This is a genomic window from Allonocardiopsis opalescens (assembly GCF_003002095.1).
In the GTDB taxonomy this organism is placed as follows: Bacteria; Actinomycetota; Actinomycetes; order Streptosporangiales; family Streptosporangiaceae; genus Allonocardiopsis; species Allonocardiopsis opalescens.
The window spans coordinates 53249-69329 of record NZ_PVZC01000008.1 but is presented as its reverse complement, the minus strand read 5'-3'; the positions used below and the strand labels follow the sequence as shown (position 1 = coordinate 69329).

Annotated in this window: 17 protein-coding genes; 14 read left to right on the top strand and 3 right to left on the bottom strand. The window is 74.0% G+C overall.

Annotation, left to right across the window (positions count from 1 at the left end; all coding sequences use genetic code 11):
• The first annotated feature begins 10 nt into the window (after positions 1 to 10).
• Positions 11 to 934: a pyridoxal 5'-phosphate synthase lyase subunit PdxS gene (gene pdxS, locus CLV72_RS24105; protein ID WP_211303085.1), complete on the top strand. Its 924-nt coding sequence runs from the start codon at positions 11 to 13 to the stop codon at positions 932 to 934.
• Between the two features lie 62 nt (positions 935 to 996).
• On the opposite strand, the gene CLV72_RS24100 is transcribed toward pdxS, so the two are convergent.
• Positions 997 to 1740, bottom strand: a complete 744-nt coding sequence (locus CLV72_RS24100; protein ID WP_106250655.1) for a CPBP family intramembrane glutamic endopeptidase — start codon at positions 1738 to 1740, stop codon at positions 997 to 999.
• A 111-nt stretch (positions 1741 to 1851) separates the two neighbouring features.
• On the opposite strand from CLV72_RS24100, the gene CLV72_RS24095 reads away from it, so the two are divergent.
• The 5 genes from CLV72_RS24095 to CLV72_RS24070 all read left to right on the top strand — a co-directional run bounded on the left by CLV72_RS24095 (position 1852) and on the right by CLV72_RS24070 (position 5499).
• On the top strand, positions 1852 to 2466 hold the full coding sequence (locus CLV72_RS24095) for a TetR/AcrR family transcriptional regulator (RefSeq protein WP_245930412.1): 615 nt from the start codon (positions 1852 to 1854) through the stop codon (positions 2464 to 2466).
• A 70-nt stretch (positions 2467 to 2536) separates the two neighbouring features.
• Positions 2537 to 2818: a hypothetical protein gene (locus CLV72_RS24090; RefSeq protein WP_146159545.1), complete on the top strand. Its 282-nt coding sequence runs from the start codon at positions 2537 to 2539 to the stop codon at positions 2816 to 2818.
• A gap of 120 nt (positions 2819 to 2938) precedes the next feature.
• Positions 2939 to 3577, top strand: a complete 639-nt coding sequence (gene pdxT / locus CLV72_RS24085; RefSeq protein WP_281262434.1) for a pyridoxal 5'-phosphate synthase glutaminase subunit PdxT — start codon at positions 2939 to 2941, stop codon at positions 3575 to 3577.
• On the top strand, positions 3574 to 4326 hold the full coding sequence (locus tag CLV72_RS24080) for a YebC/PmpR family DNA-binding transcriptional regulator (RefSeq protein ID WP_106250647.1): 753 nt from the start codon (positions 3574 to 3576) through the stop codon (positions 4324 to 4326). Before pdxT ends, CLV72_RS24080 begins: the two co-directional genes overlap by 4 nt.
• 249 nt (positions 4327 to 4575) lie before the next feature.
• Positions 4576 to 5499 (top strand): bifunctional helix-turn-helix transcriptional regulator/GNAT family N-acetyltransferase, encoded by a 924-nt coding sequence (locus CLV72_RS24070; protein WP_106250641.1) that lies wholly within the window; start codon positions 4576 to 4578, stop codon positions 5497 to 5499.
• A 130-nt stretch (positions 5500 to 5629) separates the two neighbouring features.
• Here the strand turns inward: CLV72_RS24070 and CLV72_RS24065 are convergent, their stop codons facing one another.
• Positions 5630 to 5950 (bottom strand): DUF6247 family protein, encoded by a 321-nt coding sequence (locus tag CLV72_RS24065; RefSeq protein ID WP_106250639.1) that lies wholly within the window; start codon positions 5948 to 5950, stop codon positions 5630 to 5632.
• 179 nt (positions 5951 to 6129) lie between these two features.
• Between CLV72_RS24065 and ruvC the strand changes: the two genes are divergently transcribed.
• The 7 genes from ruvC to CLV72_RS24030 all read left to right on the top strand — a co-directional run bounded on the left by ruvC (position 6130) and on the right by CLV72_RS24030 (position 13582).
• Positions 6130 to 6672 (top strand): crossover junction endodeoxyribonuclease RuvC, encoded by a 543-nt coding sequence (gene ruvC, locus CLV72_RS24060; RefSeq protein ID WP_106250637.1) that lies wholly within the window; start codon positions 6130 to 6132, stop codon positions 6670 to 6672.
• 10 nt (positions 6673 to 6682) lie between these two features.
• Complete coding sequence (gene ruvA / locus CLV72_RS24055; protein ID WP_106250634.1) at positions 6683 to 7297, top strand: Holliday junction branch migration protein RuvA; 615 nt, start codon at positions 6683 to 6685, stop codon at positions 7295 to 7297.
• Positions 7298 to 7311: 14 nt separating this feature from the next.
• Positions 7312 to 8430: a Holliday junction branch migration DNA helicase RuvB gene (gene ruvB, locus CLV72_RS24050; RefSeq protein WP_106251308.1), complete on the top strand. Its 1119-nt coding sequence runs from the start codon at positions 7312 to 7314 to the stop codon at positions 8428 to 8430.
• A gap of 350 nt (positions 8431 to 8780) precedes the next feature.
• Positions 8781 to 9236, top strand: a complete 456-nt coding sequence (gene yajC, locus CLV72_RS24045; RefSeq protein ID WP_245930411.1) for a preprotein translocase subunit YajC — start codon at positions 8781 to 8783, stop codon at positions 9234 to 9236.
• Between the two features lie 70 nt (positions 9237 to 9306).
• A complete protein-coding gene (locus tag CLV72_RS24040) occupies positions 9307 to 9861 on the top strand; it encodes an adenine phosphoribosyltransferase (protein WP_106250632.1) in 555 nt (184 codons plus the stop codon).
• A gap of 143 nt (positions 9862 to 10004) precedes the next feature.
• Positions 10005 to 12518, top strand: coding sequence for a RelA/SpoT family protein (locus CLV72_RS24035; protein WP_425428121.1), 2514 nt, complete (start codon positions 10005 to 10007; stop codon positions 12516 to 12518).
• Between the two features lie 146 nt (positions 12519 to 12664).
• The gene (locus CLV72_RS24030) at positions 12665 to 13582 is read left to right on the top strand and encodes an SAM-dependent methyltransferase (protein WP_106250626.1); all 918 of its coding nucleotides are present in this window, start codon (positions 12665 to 12667) and stop codon (positions 13580 to 13582) included.
• Between the two features lie 49 nt (positions 13583 to 13631).
• Here the strand turns inward: CLV72_RS24030 and CLV72_RS24025 are convergent, their stop codons facing one another.
• On the bottom strand, positions 13632 to 14861 hold the full coding sequence (locus CLV72_RS24025; protein WP_106250624.1) for a DUF349 domain-containing protein: 1230 nt from the start codon (positions 14859 to 14861) through the stop codon (positions 13632 to 13634).
• 434 nt (positions 14862 to 15295) lie between these two features.
• On the opposite strand from CLV72_RS24025, the gene CLV72_RS24020 reads away from it, so the two are divergent.
• The gene (locus tag CLV72_RS24020) at positions 15296 to 15994 is read left to right on the top strand and encodes an MBL fold metallo-hydrolase (RefSeq protein ID WP_106250622.1); all 699 of its coding nucleotides are present in this window, start codon (positions 15296 to 15298) and stop codon (positions 15992 to 15994) included.
• The last annotated feature ends 87 nt before the right edge of the window (positions 15995 to 16081 follow it).

Sequence of the window (16081 nt, the reverse complement as noted above, 5' to 3'; positions counted from 1 at the left end):
CAGTGAGGTAGTGCCCGTGTCGTCCAGCAACTCCGAGACCACCCCCGAGTCCGGCGCGGTGGGGACCGGCCGCGTGAAGCGCGGTATGGCCGAGCAGCTCAAGGGCGGCGTGATCATGGACGTCGTCACGCCCGAGCAGGCCAGGATCGCCGAGGACGCCGGCGCCGTGGCCGTGATGGCGCTGGAGCGGGTGCCGGCCGACATCCGCAGGGACGGCGGCGTCGCCCGGATGTCGGACCCCGACATGATCGACGGCATCGTCAACGCGGTGTCCATCCCGGTCATGGCCAAGGCCCGCATCGGCCACTTCGTCGAGGCCCAGGTGCTGCAGGCGCTCGGTGTCGACTACGTCGACGAGTCCGAGGTGCTGACCCCGGCCGACGAGGCGCACCACATCGACAAGTGGGCGTTCACGGTGCCCTTCGTGTGCGGCGCCACCAACTTGGGCGAGGCGCTGCGCCGCGTCGCCGAGGGCGCCGCGATGATCCGGTCCAAGGGCGAGGCCGGCACCGGCAATGTGGTCGAGGCCACCCGGCACATGCGCCAGATCCGGGCCGACATCAAGCGGCTCACCACCCTGGACGCCGCCGAGCTGTTCGTCGCGGCCAAGGAGCTGCGGGCGCCGTACGAGCTGGTCAAGGAGGTCGCCGAGCTGGGCAAGCTGCCGGTGGTGCTGTTCACCGCGGGCGGTATCGCCACTCCGGCCGACGCCGCGATGATGATGCAGCTGGGCGCCGAGGGCGTGTTCGTCGGCTCGGGCATCTTCAAGTCCGGCGACCCCGCCAAGCGGGCCGAGGCCATCGTCAAGGCCACCACCTTCCACGACGACCCCGACGTGATCGCCAAGGTTTCGCGCGGCCTCGGCGAGGCCATGGTCGGCATCAACATCGACCAGCTGCCCGAGCAGGAGCGCTACGCCGGGCGCGGCTGGTAGCCGCGGCGGCCGCGCGGCGGGGGAGGTGCCACCGGGCACCTCCCCCGCCGCCGTCGCGGCCCCTACGGCAGTCCGGCGCCGAGCAGGAAGATCGCCGTGCCGTGCGCGAGGGCGGCGGGCAGCACGCCGCGGCGCATCCGCAGGGCGGCGCAGATCAGGCCCTCGTAGAGGGTGAAGGCCAGCAGCGGCCAGCCCGCGCCGGTGACCGTCGACGCCAGGAACACGTGGCAGGCGGCGAAGAGCACGGCCGAGCCTAGCGCCGCGCGGGCCGGGCCGAGCGCCGGTTCCATCCGCCCCTGCAGGAAGCCGCGGAACAGCACCTCCTCGGCCAGGTTGCCGGAGAGCGAGAAGAAGGCCAGTACGGGCAGCAGGCCGAGCGCCACCGCGCCGCCGCGCTCGTGCACCGGCCACAGCAGGTTCAGCGCCAGGACGGGGGCGGCCGCGGCCAGCCCGCCGCCGAGCCCGAGCGCGACGGCCGCGGCGTCGGCGCGCCCCCAGCGCACCAGGGCGCGCAGCTCGGGGTCGAAGCGCAGCAGCGCGCCCGTCGCCGCCAACGTGCCGAGTCCGAGCAGCACCAGGGTGAGCGCGTTCTCGGTGAAGCGCAGCCAGACCAGCACCCCGTCGACGCTGCCCAGCCGCCACAGGCCGGTCGGCGTCATCGCGTCCCGCAGCAGCACGAAGCCGAGCAGCAGCACCGCGATCCTCGGCAGCGGGTCGCCGCCGCGGCGGGCCAGTGCGAAGCACCAGGCGATCAGGAGCAGTCCGGGCAGGATCCGGGCGGCGTAGGCGAGCAGGTCGGGCGGCATGGGGGGAGCGGACTCCGTTCGGGGAGGGAGGGTAGGCCGGTGCCGGAAGCGGCATCCGCCCCTCCATAATGCGAGCTATCCTCAGTTTTCGGTACTCGCATTGGAGGCGGCGTGAGCACACCCCGCAAACGGCCGCGCCAGCAGCGGTCCAAGGAGACGGTGGCCGCGATCCTGGAGGCGGCGGCTCAGCTCTTCGGCCGGCACGGCTACACCGCGACCACCACCAACCGGGTCGCGGAGCGGGCCGGGGTGTCGATCGGCTCGCTGTACCAGTACTTCCCGAACAAGGACGCGCTGCTGACCGCGCTGGCCGAGGAGCACCTGGCCGAGGCGGTCCAGGTGCTCGACCAGGCCCTCGACGCCTGCGCGCGGGAGCGGCCGGACCTGCCCGGGCTGGTGTCCGGCCTCGTCGGCGCGGTGGCCGAGCTGCACACCGGGCGCCCGCGGCTGCACCGGCTGCTGTTCGACCAGGCGCCCCGGGTGCCGGAGCTGGTGGCGCGGCTGCGCGCGATCGAGCGGCGGGCCGCCGCCGGGCTGGCCGCCGAGCTGCGCCGGCTCGGCCGGGGCGGTGACGACCCCGAACTGGCCGCGCTGCTGGCGGTGCAGGGGGTGGAGGCGCAGATCCACGGCGCCGTGGTCGACCCGCCGCCCGGGCGGAGCGCGGCCGCCTGCCTGGCGGCGGTGGCAGCGCTGTGGACCCGCGCCCTGGACGTGCCGGCCCGCTGAGGCCGCGGCGCACAGCGGATGCGGGCGGGGGTCCGGGCGTTCGGCGGCCGGGCGGCGTATCGTCGTGTCCGTGAGCCGCCGCCAGCCCGACTGGGTCACCCAGCGCCGCCGCCCGGCCGTCCGGCCGTCCGCCCCGCCCGACCCCCGGCGCGGGTGGCTGCTGCTCGCCGTGCTGGCCGCGGCCGCCTGCTACGTCGTGGTGGACCTGTTCGGCGTCGGCGCCCTGCCGATGTGGGCCTCGCCCCGCCGGCTGCTCAACGCCCTGCTCCCGGGCCTGGGCGTGCTCCCGCTGCCGCTGCTGGCGCTCGCGGCGCTGGGCGTGGTGCGCCGCTACCGGCTGGGGCGCAGGTGACCGGCGCGACCGCCCCCGGTGGGCATCTAGGCTGCTAAGGAGAGAACACGACGTATCGCGGACCCGCCGCGCGGCCCCGTCGCCCGGCGGGACCGCACGTGCCGCAGTGAGGTTCCGCCCTTGTCCATCCCTCCGGACCCCGCACACCGCGCCGGTGCCCCGACCATCGGAGTACTCGCCCTCCAGGGCGACGTGCGCGAGCACGTCCGCATGCTGGAGGCGGTCGGCGCGCACGCCGTCGCCGTCCGCCGCCCGCAGGAGCTGGACCGCCTCGACGGGCTGGTCGTGCCCGGCGGGGAGTCCACCACCATGTGGCGGCTGGCGCGCTCCTTCGACCTGCTCGAACCGCTGCGCAAGCGGGTCGGCGGCGGCCTGCCCGTGTACGGCTCCTGCGCGGGCATGATCATGCTGGCCGACGGCATCCTCGACGGCGCCGACGGTCAGGAGACCATCGGCGGTCTCGATATGGTGGTACGCCGGAACGCCTTCGGCCGCCAGATCGACTCCTTCGAGGCGCCGGTGGAGATCGACGGCGTCCCGGGCGAGCCGCTGACGGCGGTCTTCATCCGGGCCCCGTGGGTGGAGTCGGTGGGCGGGCGCGCGCGGGTGCTGGGCCGGATCGCCGGCGCCGGGGGCGGCCCCGCCCGGATCGTCGCCGTCCGCCAGGACCAGCTGCTGGCCACGTCGTTCCACCCGGAGCTGACCGGTGACACGCGCATCCACGAACTGTTTGTGAAGATCGTGAAAGGACAGGCATGAGCGGCCATTCAAAGTGGGCGACAACCAAGCACAAGAAGGCCGTGGTCGACGCCAAGCGCGGCAAGTTGTTCGCCAAGCTGATCAAGAACATCGAGGTGGCCGCGCGCACCGGCGGGGGCGACATCGACGGCAACCCCACCCTCTATGACGCCGTCCAGAAGGCCAGGAAGAACTCCGTGCCGCTCGACAACATCGAGCGCGCCCGCAAGCGCGGGGCCGGTGAGGAGGCCGGCGGCGCCGAGTGGCAGACCATCTGGTACGAGGGCTACGCCCCCGGCGGGGTGGCCGTCTACATCGAGTGCCTGACCGACAACCGCAACCGGGCCGCCTCCGAGGTCCGCACCGCGCTCACCCGCAACGGCGGCTCGCTGGCCGACCCCAACTCCGTGTCGTACCAGTTCAACCGGAAGGGCGTCGTGATCGTGCCCAAGGAGGGCGGCGTCACCGAGGACGACCTCACCCTCGCGGTGCTGGACGCCGGGGCCGAGGACGTCAACGACCTCGGCGAGGCCTTCGAGGTCGTCTCCGAGGCTGGCGACCTGGTCGCGGTGCGCACGGCGCTGCAGGACAGCGGCATCGACTACGAGTCGGCCGAGACCAGCTTCCTGCCCAGTGTGGAGATCCCGCTGGACGAGGAGACCGCCAAGAAGGTCATGCGCCTGGTCGACGTGCTCGAGGACTCCGACGACGTGCAGAACGTCTACACCAACGCCGACATCTCCGACGACATCCTGGAGCGCATCGGCTGAGCCGCTGATCCGCACGGACTCCGCCCGGCGGCGCCCCGATCCCCGCGATCGGCGCGCCGCCGGGCGCTTTCCGGCCCGGGCGTTCGCCGCCGTCCCGGCCGCGGGCGTGCGGGCGGGTCCGGTCCGGCTCGCCGCGGCGGTGCGTCCGGACGGGGGAGCGGTGCCGGTGAACCGGTGGACCGCGGCGGAGCCGTACCCATATCATTGCCTGAGTCAAAGAAATAACTGACTTCGGCAGAGAGGCTGGTCATGTCGGACGAGTCGGTCGCGGAGGTCCGCGCCTTCAACCGCTTCTACACCCGGGTGATCGGCCTGCTCGACCAGGGCCTGCTCGGCTCGCCCTACTCGCTGACGGAGTCGCGGGTGCTGTGGGAGCTGGCCAACCCCGCGGACGGATCCCCGGTCGAGGTCGGCGGGCTGCGCGCCGCCCTGGGCCTGGACGCCGGCTACCTGAGCCGGATCCTGGTCCGGCTCTCCTCCGCCGGACTCATCGTGCGCGAGCGCTCCGACGGCGACGGCCGCCGCCGCACCGTCCAGCTCACCCAGAAGGGCCGCGCCGTGCAGAAGGAGCTGGACGACCGCTCCTCGGCCGACGTCCTCGGCCTGCTGTCCGCGCTCTCCGACGACGAGCGCGACCGCCTGCTGGACGCCATGTCGACCGTCCGCCGCCTGCTGGGCGACCGCCGCTCCGCCCCAGTCGTGGTGCTGCGCCCGCCGCGCCCGGGCGACCTCGGCTGGGTCGTGTCGCGCAATGCCGCCCTCTACGCCCAGGAGTACGGCTGGGACGCGAGCTACGAGGCCCTGGTCGCCAAGATCGTCGCCGACTACGCGGCCGGGCCCGACCCCGCCCGCGAGGCCGTCTGGATCGCCGAGGTCGGCGGCGCCAGGGTCGGCTGCGTCTTCTGCGTCCGCGACGACGACGAGACCGCCCGCCTGCGCCTCCTGCTGGTCGAGCCCGCCGCCCGCGGCCTCGGCATCGGCGGCCGCCTGGTCGACGAGTGCATCGCCTTCGCCCGCGCCGCCGGCTACCGCCGGATGACCCTGTGGACCAACGACGTCCTGGCCGCCGCCCGCCGCATCTACCAGCGCGCCGGCTTCACCCTCACCGACCAGGCCCCGCACCGCAGCTTCGGCCACGACCTCACCGGCCAGAACTGGAGCCGCGAGCTGTGAGGCACCGCGTCAGTCGGTCGCCCTGGGACGGCGCGGGCTCGCGTACTCGACCCAGACGACATGCTCGTCCGGGTCGACGAAGAACCACACGCGGCCGCCGGCGGAACCACGCAACCGCCCCGTTTCGGGCTCACCGCTCCGCCGCGGGCGGTGGGACGGGGCCGAGGTCGTCGTACTCGCCGCGGACCAGGACCTCGCGGACATCCGGTGCGGCATGGGCCTCTGCGGTGTGCCGCCACTCCACGACGCACTGCATGGCGGGACCGGGGTTGTCGATGTCCTGTGCGGCGCGCAGGACATCGGCCAGCTCGGCGAGGAAGGCCTCGGCGTCGGCGGGCGGCAGGAAGCGGATCCACGGGAAGATCTCGCGTGCGACGTCGTGCAGGATCGTGCGGGACGCGCCGCTGTGCCGGAGCAGCGCGACGAACAGGCGAATGGCGGACGACACCATGGCGCGATCCTCCGCCGCCCGCCTCCTCGGTGGCAAGCCGGTTCCCGGAACGGCGACCGCAGGGCGCCGCGGCCCGGCGGCGCCGGCGGGATCGGCGGTGTCGGGCGGTGTTCGTCGGTGGGAGTCGCTAACCTCGGACCGAACGGATGTTCGCGGGGCTGACGAACCGAGGTGAGCGCGTGCGGGTGCTGGGCGTCGATCCCGGGCTGACCCGGTGCGGGGTCGGGGTGGTCGACGGGGCGCCCGGGGCGCCGCTGTCGCTGGTCGCGGTCGGGGTGATCCGCACGCCGGCCGCGGCGGAGCTGCCGGAGCGGCTGCTGGGGATCGCCGAGGGGATCGAGGGCTGGCTGGCCGAGCACCGGCCCGACGCGGTCGCCGTCGAGCGGGTGTTCGCCCAGGCCAATCTGCGCACCGTGATGGGCACCGCCCAGGCCAGCGGGATCGCGATCACCGCCGCGGCGCGGCTGCGGCTGCCCGTCGCGCTGCACACCCCCAGCGAGGTCAAGGCCGCCATCACCGGCAGCGGGCGGGCCGACAAGGCACAGGTCACCGCGATGGTCACCCGCATCCTGCGGCTCAGCGCGGCGCCGAAGCCCGCCGACGCGGCCGACGCGCTCGCGCTGGCCATCTGCCATGTCTGGCGCGGCGGCGCGATGGCCAGGATCGCTCGCGCCGCAGCCGCCCAGACCGCCGCGCGCACCCCTGCGCGCCGCCCCGAGTGAGGAGCCCCGGATGATCTCGTTCATCAGCGGGCGGGTGGCCGCCCGCAGCGTGGACTCCGCCGTGCTGGAGGTCGGCGGTGTGGGCATGGCGCTGCACTGCACCCCCGCCACCCTGGCCCGGCTGCGGGTCGGCGAGGACGCCCACGTGCCGACCTCGCTGGTGGTGCGGGAGGAGTCGCTGACCCTCTTCGGCTTCGCCGACGACGACGAGCGCGACGTCTTCGAGCTGCTGCAGACCGCCAGCGGCATCGGCCCCAAGCTGGCGCTGGCCATGCTCGCCGTGCACACCCCCGACGCGCTGCGCCGCGCCGTCGCCGCCGACGACATCACCGCGCTCACCCGCGTGCCCGGGATCGGCCGCAAGGGCGCCCAGCGCCTGGTGCTCGAACTCAAGGACCGCCTCGGCGTCCCGCTGGGCGAGGACCCCGACGGCCCGGGCACCGGCGCCGAGCCCGGCGCGGCCGAGCGCGACTGGCGGCCGCAGCTGCGCGCCGCGCTGGTCAACCTCGGCTGGTCGGCCAAGGACGCCGAGTCCGCCGTCGCCGCCGTCGCGCCCGAAGCCGGGCCGGAGCCCGACCTCGCCGTCCTGCTCAAGTCCGCGCTGCGCAGGCTGAGCCGCGCGTGAGCACCGACGACGCCCTGGACGCCGGCCCCTACGGCGCCCCCGACCGCGAACTGGTGGCGGCCGCCGCCGACGCCGACGACCGCGCGGTCGAGGGGGCGCTGCGCCCCAAGCGGCTGGACGACTTCATCGGCCAGCCCCGCGTGCGCGAGCAGCTGTCGCTGGTGCTGCACGGCGCGCTGCGGCGCGGCCGGGCCCCGGACCACGTACTGCTGTCGGGCCCGCCCGGCCTGGGCAAGACCACCCTCGCCATGATCATCTCGGCCGAGCTGGGCGCGCCGCTGCGCATCACCAGCGGCCCCGCCATCGAGCGCGCCGGCGACCTCGCCGCCGTGCTGTCCACCCTCAGCGAGGGCGAGGTGCTGTTCCTGGACGAGATCCACCGGATGGCCCGCCCGGCCGAGGAGATGCTCTACGTCGCGATGGAGGACTTCCGGGTCGACGTCGTGGTCGGCAAGGGGCCGGGCGCCACCGCCATCCCGCTGGACGTCGCCCCCTTCACCCTGGTCGGCGCGACCACCCGGGCCGGCATGCTGCCCGCGCCGCTGCGCGACCGCTTCGGCTTCGTCGCGCACATGGACTTCTACGAGCCCGCCGACCTCGAACGCATCCTGCACCGCTCCGCCGGTCTACTCGGCGTGGTGCTGGAGCCCGATGCCGGGCAGGAGATCGCCCGCCGCTCCCGCGGCACCCCCCGGATCGCCAACCGGCTGCTGCGCCGGGTCCGCGACTACGCCGAGGTGCGCGCCGACGGCCGCCTCGACCGCGCCACCGCACGCGCCGCGCTGCGGCTGTACGAGGTGGACGACGAGGGCCTGGACCGGCTGGACCGGGCCGTGCTCGGCGCGCTGCTCAAGCGCTTCGGCGGCGGCCCCGTCGGGCTGTCCACCCTCGCGGTCGCGGTGGGGGAGGAGTCGGAGACGGTCGAGGTGATGGCCGAGCCCTTCCTGGTGCGCGCCGGACTGCTGGCCCGCACTCCCCGCGGCCGGGTCGCCACACCTGCCGCATGGTCACATCTTGGTCTCACTCCGCCACCGGACGCCGCCTTCGCGGGCGCCGCCACCCTCTTCGACGAGGCCGACATCGGGCAGGGCGGCCGCCTCGACGACGGCGACGACGAGCCGGGCACACCGTGACGCAGCAGGTGCCGCACTCGCACCCGCCCGTGCGCGCCCCCGCCGCACCGCGACGGCCGGGCCCCGGCCGGGCGGCCGCGCACCGGCGAGGTCCGCACCGCGGCCCGTGCCGGGGGTGGTCGCCGCGCCTCGCTGGGCGAATAGGCTGATGGGCCAGACCGGCCCGGTCAGGACCGGCGTCCGGCACAGCTGAATACACCGTGTGCACACCCTGCGGCCCGCACCGCCGCCGGAGACGGCGGAGGCGCCCCGTCCCGCGTCCGCGCGGCGCGGACGGCGGCCCGACACCGTACGGCGCGGCAGGGACCGGCACCCGAATACTCTCTGACCCACTAGGAAGGGACGCCCACGTGCAGGGCCACAGCGATCTCACAGCACTCGCGCAGCCGCAGGGCGGCGCCGGCGGGAACGCCTTGCTGATCAACATCCTGATGATCGCGGCGATCTTCGCGTTCTTCTACTTCGTCTTCATCCGCCCGCAGCGCAAGCGGATGCAGGAGACCGCGAAGATGCAGAACAGCCTGGTGCCGGGCTCCACGGTGATGACCACCGCGGGCATGTTCGCCACCGTCGCCGCGATCACCGACGACCGCATCGTGCTGGAGATCGCCCCCGGCGTCGAGGCGGAGTTCGTCAAGCAGTCCATCGCCCAGGTGGTGAGCGAGCCCGAGGGGCTCAGCGCCGACCACCTCAGCCCGGAGGACTTCGCCGACGAGGACGACGACACCGACACCACCGACCGCGCCGACGGCGAGACCACCGGCTCCGGCGGCGAGCCCGACGGCCGCGACTCCGACAAGAAGTAGCGCGCACCCCGCCGCCCCGCCCGGACCCCGGTCCGGGCGGGGCGGCGGCCACGACAGGGCGGGAAGCAGCATGACCGTAGACCGCGCCGCCGACCTCGGCGCGCTGATCGCCGCACGCGTCCGCGACGTGCCCGACTACCCGCAGCCCGGGGTGGTGTTCAAGGACATCACCCCGCTGCTGGCCGACGCCGGGGCCTTCGGGCAGGTGGTCGGCGCGGTGGTCGCCCAGTACGGTGCCGGCGCCGTCGACAAGGTGGCCGGGATCGAGGCCCGCGGCTTCATCCTCGGCGCGCCGGTGGCCGACCGCGCGGGCGCCGGCTTCGTGCCGGTGCGCAAGGCGGGCAAGCTCCCGTCGCAGGTCATCGCCGCCTCCTACGACCTGGAGTACGGCAGCGCCACCATCGAGGTGCACGCCGACGCCTTCACGCCGGGCGAGCGCGTGCTCATCGTGGACGACGTGCTGGCCACCGGCGGCACCGCGCGGGCCGCCGTGGAGCTGGTGCGCCGGGCCGGCGCCACCGTGGTCGGCGTGTCGGTCCTGCTCGAACTGGCCTTCCTGCACGGGCGCGAGCGCCTCGACGCGCTGGGCGGCGTCGAGACCCGCGCTCTGCTCACGGTGGGCTGAGCGGCCGACGGTGCGTTTCGGGCCGGTCACGCTCGGGTTAAGTAAGAGGGGCGCCGCCCCACCGCCCACCGGCCGTTCGTTAACCTCCGGTGCTACGCGCCGCCACGGCGCTAAACTGGATCTTGCGATGTAGATGGGTGGTGATCGCCTCCGTGCGGAGCGAGGTAGGTCTGCCAGGAGCCGTCGCGCGGCAGCCGGAGCATCCGGCGCCGAGCGCCTCCGACGCCCGGCCTGCCCCCGGTTCCGCCGAAGGCGCTCCCGCGCCCGCGGCGCCCGACGGCGAGGCGGGTGCGGAGCGGGCCGCCAGATCCGCGCCGCCGCCGGGCCCGCCGCCCGCCGACGGCGCCGAGCGGGCGGCTCCTCCCGGCCCGCCGCCGGCGGCGGCCCCCAGGGCACTCCCGCCCGCAGCCCCGCCCTCCACCATCCGTGTCCGCCGCCGGCTCGCCCGGCTCGGCGCCCAACGGGGCGTGACCATGAATCCAGTACTCGAACCTCTCATCAAGACCGTCCGCGCGACGCACCCCAAGGCCGACGTGCGGCTCATCGAGCGCGCCTACGACGTGGCCGCCCACTTCCACCGCGAGCAGAAGCGCAAGAGCGGCGACCCCTACATCACCCACCCGCTCGCCGTCGCCACCATCCTGGCCGAGCTGGGCATGCAGGAGCCCACGCTCGCCGCCGCGCTGCTGCACGACACGGTCGAGGACACCGAGTACACCCTGGAGCAGCTGAGCGAGGACTTCGGCGAGGAGATCGCCGGGCTGGTCGACGGCGTCACCAAGCTCGACAAGGTCAAGTACGGCGAGGCCACCCAGGCCGAGACCGTCCGCAAGATGGTCGTCGCGATGTCGCGCGACATCAAAGTGCTGGTGATCAAGCTCGCGGACCGGCTGCACAACATGCGCACCCTGCGCTACCTCCCGCAGGCCAAGCGGGAGAAGAAGGCCCGCGAGACCCTGGAGATCTACGCCCCGCTCGCGCACCGCCTGGGCATGAACACCATCAAGTGGGAGCTGGAAGACCTCTCGTTCGCCACGATGTACCCCAAGCGCTTCGACGAGATCGCCCGGCTGGTCTCCGAGCGGGCGCCGCGGCGCGACCTCTACCTGCAGGAGGTCATCGAGAACGTCTCCGGCGACCTGCGCGAGGCCAAGATCAAGGCGACCGTGCGCGGCCGGCCGAAGCACTACTACTCGATCTACCAGAAGATGATCGCCCGCAACGTGGGCTTCGACGACATCTACGACCTGGTCGGCATCCGGGTCCTGGTCGACAGCGTGCGCGACTGCTACGCCGCCCTCGGCACCATCCACGCGCGGTGGAACCCGGTCCCCGGCCGGTTCAAGGACTACATCGCGATGCCCAAGTTCAACATGTACCAGTCCCTGCACACCACCGTGATCGGCCCCGAGGGCAAGCCGGTCGAGCTGCAGATCCGCACCCGCGCCATGCACCGCCGCGCCGAGTACGGCATCGCCGCGCACTGGAAGTACAAGGAGGAGGTCCAGGGCGCGGCCGGCGGCGGCAAGAAGAGCAAGGGCGGCGGCGACATGGCCTGGCTGCGCCAGCTCATCGACTGGCAGCAGGAGACCACCGACCCCGGCGAGTTCCTGGAGTCCCTGCGCTTCGACCTGTCGGTCTCCGAGGTCTTCGTCTTCACCCCGGGCGGCGACGTGATCGCGCTGCCGCAGGGCGCCACCCCGATCGACTTCGCCTACGCCGTGCACACCGACATCGGCAACACCACCGTCGGCGCGCGGGTCAACGGCCGGCTGGTGCCGCTGGACAGCGAGCTGGACAACGGCGAGACGGTGGAGATCTTCACCAACAAGTCGCCGGACGCCGGCCCGAACCGCGACTGGCTGGACTTCGTCAAGAGCGCGCGGGCCCGCAACAAGATCCGGCAGTGGTTCAGCAAGGAGCGCCGGGAGCAGAACACCGAGAAGGGCCGCGAGGCGCTGGTGCGCGCCATGCGCAAGCAGGACCTCCCGCTGCAGCGGCTGCTCAGCGGCGAGGCGCTGATGGCGCTGGCCCGCGACATGCGCTACGCAGACGTCACCGCCCTGTACGCCGCCGTCGGCGAGGGCAGCGTCACCGCGCAGACCGTCGTGCAGAAGCTGCTGGACTCCCTCGGCGGCATCGACAGCGCCGAGGAGGACATCGCCGAGACGGCGCTGCCCACCCGCTCGCGGCGGCAGCGCCCCGGCGGCAACCCCGGTGTGGTGGTCGAGGGCGACCCCTCGGTGTGGGTGCGGCTGTCGAAGTGCTGCACTCCGGTGCCGGGCGACCCCATCGTCGGCTTCGTCACCCGGGGCAACGGCGTGTCGGTGCACCGCGCCGACTGCGTGAACGCCAAGACCCTGGACCGCGAGCGGATGGTGCCGGTCGACTGGTCGCCGACCGAGGACTCCATGTTCCTGGTGGCCATCCAGGTGGAGGCACTGGACCGCACCCGGCTGCTGTCCGACATCACCCGCATCCTGTCCGACCAGCACGTCAACATACTGTCCGCCTCGGTCACCACCGGCCGCGACCGGGTGGCGATCAGCAAGTTCACCTTCGAGATGGCCGACCCCGCGCACCTGGGCCACGTACTGAAGGCGGTCCGCTCGGTCGACGGCGTCTACGACGTGTACCGGATGACCAGCGCGCAGTAGGGCATCCCGTTTCGGCGGACCGCAATCCGATACGCGCACGGCCGCATGCCCGAGCGCGCCGCGGCGCGCCACCGCCGCCCCTACGATGCTCGAAGGCGGCGTTCCAGACAGGCCGGACGCCAGGGCGCTAAGGCGGCGATGCGGCGATGCCGGACGAGGATCTGAGACCGGGCCCGCCCGCCGAGAGCTTCGCGGACGGCCTGGCCGAGGGGCTGGCAGAGGGGCTGGCAGAGTCCTTCGCCGACCTGGGCGCCGACGCCGACCCCGACGCCGAGGCGCTGCGGCGGAGCGGCATCGACGTCACCGTGCCCAGTGTCGCCCGCACCTACGACTACATGCTGGGCGGCAAGGACAACTTCGCCGTCGACCGGGCCGTCGGCGACCAGCTGTACGCCCTCACCCCCGAGGCCGGCCGCGCCACCCGGCTCAACCGGGAGATCCTGCGGCGCGCGGTCCGCTTCCTGTGCCAGGAGGGCATCCGGCAGTTCCTCGACCTGGGCAGCGGCCTGCCCACCCAGGACAACGTCCACCAGGTGGCGCAGCGCCACCTGCCCGGCGCCCGCGTCGTCTACGTCGACAACGACCCGATCGTGCTCGCGCACGGCCGCGCCCTGCTGGCCGACACCGCCGACACCGCCGTGATCACCGCCGACCTCCGCGAGCACGACCGCGTGCTCGGCCATCCCGACACCCGGCGGCTGATCGACCTGGACGAGCCGGTCGGCGTGCTGCTGTGCGGGGTGCTGCACCACTTCGACGACGCCGACGACCCCGCCGGGATCGTGGCGGCCTACCGCGACGCCGTCCCGCCGGGCAGCCACGTGTTCATCACGCACTTCTGCTCCGGCACCCCGTTCGCGAAGCGCTCGGAGGAGATCCTGCTGACCCGGCTCGGCAGCGGCCGCTACCGCGACAAGACCGAGATCACCGCCTTCTTCGACGGCTGGGACCTGGTCGAGCCCGGCGTGGTCTACCTGCCGCAGTGGCGTCCGGACGAACCCCTGCTGCGCGAGCCGACCGACCTGGAGAAGTTCATGGCCGGCGGAGTGGGCCGCAAGCCCTGAGCGCCCGGCACCGGCAGGGCCCGCCGCCCTCGGCGGCGGGCCGCCCGCCTCAGCTGAACTCGTTCAGGGTGCGCTCGGCCTCGGCCAGCCAGGACCGGCGGGCGGCCAGCGCCTCGTCGGCCTCGTGGATCTTGCGCTCGTTCCCGGCGGCCCGCGCCCGCTCCAGCTGCTTCTCGAACTGCTCGATCGAGGTGCGCAGCTGGTTCACGGTCGCCTCGGCACGGGCCCGCGCCTCGGGGTTGGTGCGCCGCCACTCGGAGTCCTCGGCCTTGCGGACCGCCTCCTCGATCTTGCGCAGCCCGCCCTCCAGGCGGTCGCGAGAGTCGCGCGGCACCGGGCCGATCGCCTCCCAGCGCTCCTGGAGGTCGCGCAGCGCGGCCTTGCCCGCGCGCAGATCGGTGATGGGCAGGATGCGCTTGGCCTCGGTGAGCAGCGCCTCCTTGGCCTCGGCATTGCCGCTCAGCTCGGCGTCGCGTTCGGCGAACACGGCCGACCTGGCCTGGAAGAACCGGTCCTGGGCGGCCTTGAACCGGCCCCACAGGCGGTCCTCGGCATCGCGCTGGGCGCGCCCCGCCGACTTCCAGCGCTGCATCAGCTCGCGGTAGCGCGAGGCGGTGCGGTTCCAGTCGGTGGAGTCGGCGATCGCCTCCGCCTCGGCGACGATCTCCTCCTTCACCTCCTTGGCCTGCTCGCGCTCGCTGTCGAGCCCGGCGAAGTAGGCCTTGCGCCGCTTGGTGAAGGAGCTGCGCGCCGAGGACAGCCGCTTCCACAGCGCCTGCTCGGTGGCGCGGTCGGCGCGCGGCGCGGTCTTCCACTCCTCCACCAGCTGGCGCATCCGCTCGCCGCCGGACTTCCAGTGGGTGGTCTCCTCGGCGATGCGCTCGGCCTCGGCGACGATCCGCTCCTTGACGTCGCGGGCGTTCTCGCGGGCCTCCTCGCGCGCCGCCTTCTGCTCCTCGCGGCGCTGGTCGACCAGCTCGGTGAGGCCGTCGAGCCGCTTGGCCAGGCCGTCGAGGTCGCCGACGGCGGCGGCGTTCACAATGGACTCGCGCAGCCGGGCGATGGTGGAGCCGGCCTGCGCCGCGGGGAGGTCGGTGGTCTTGATCCGCTGCTCCAGCAGGTCCACCTCGGTGGACAGGGAGTCGAACTTGCGGTGGAAGAAGGCGAGCGCCTCCTCGGGCTCCCCGGCCTGCCAGGACCCTACGACCCGTTCGCCGTCAGCCGTACGCACATAGACGGTGCCGTCTGCGTCCACGCGGCCCCAGGGGTCCGTACTCACCGTGTCCTCCTCGTGCTGGCCCGGTCGGATGCGACCGGGTCGTGCGGCGCCGGCACCGGCCCGCGCGCCGGACGCGGATGCGTCGCCCGCCCCCCGCGGCGACCGCCGAAGCGGTGCGCCGCCTCCCCGAGCGACCTGCCGAGCCGCGCCGATCATGGCTCCGACCAATATGTCACTGTCACCGTAGTACGCAAACGGCTCCGTCGGCGGTGGCCCGCGGCCGCGGGACCTGCTCGGCGTGACCGTACGCGTTCGCGGTCCCACCTGGGCGGCGCCGCCCGCAAATGGTAGCGCCGACCCCACCCCGAATCGCAGGGGTTGTGTCCGTATCGGTACGCTCCAGCTATGCGGCGGCCCTCTGGACGCCCGCCGCCGACCGCCCGCCGCGGCGCCCGCACCGCGCCCGCGGCCCTCCGAGCACCCCGAGGCCCATTGTGCTGATCGCCGGATTCCCGGCCGGCTCCTTCGCCGCGAACTGCTTCGTCGCCGCCACCGGACCCGGTGAGGAGTGCGTCATCGTCGACCCCGGCGAGGACGCCGAGGCCGGCATCGACGAGCTGCTGCGCGAGCACCGGCTCAGGCCGGTCGCGGTGCTGCTCACCCACGGCCACCTCGATCACATGTGGTCGGTGGCGCCGGTCTGCGGCGCGCGCGGCGTCCCGGCCTACGTGCACCCCGGCGACCGGGCGCTGCTGGCCGACCCGGCGCGCGGCTTCCCGCTCGCCGCCGGGCAGCGGCTGCTCGGCGGCCTGGAGTTCACCGAGCCCGACGACGTGCGCGAACTGGGCGACGGCGCCGTGCTGGAGCTGGCCGGGCTGGAGATCACCGTCGACCACGCGCCCGGGCACACCCCCGGCTCGGTCGCCTTCCGGCTGCCCCGCGCCGCCGACGGCGGCCGCCCCGAGGTCATGTTCAGCGGCGACCTGCTGTTCGCGGGCTCCGTCGGCCGCACCGACCTGCCCGGCGGCGACCCGGACGCCATGGTGCGCAGCCTGTCGCGGGTGGTGCTGAGCCGGCCCGACGACACCGCCGTGCTGCCCGGCCACGGCCCGCAGACCACGGTCGGGCGGGAGCGGGCCGCCAACCCCTTCCTGGCCGACGTGCCGCCGCCGGCCCCCGCCCGGGGGCTGTGAGCCGCGCACCGGTGCGGCCGTTGCCGCCTGCGGCGGCGCGAAAGCCGGTACCGTCGGTGGTCGATAATGGATAGCGTCGGACCTGCC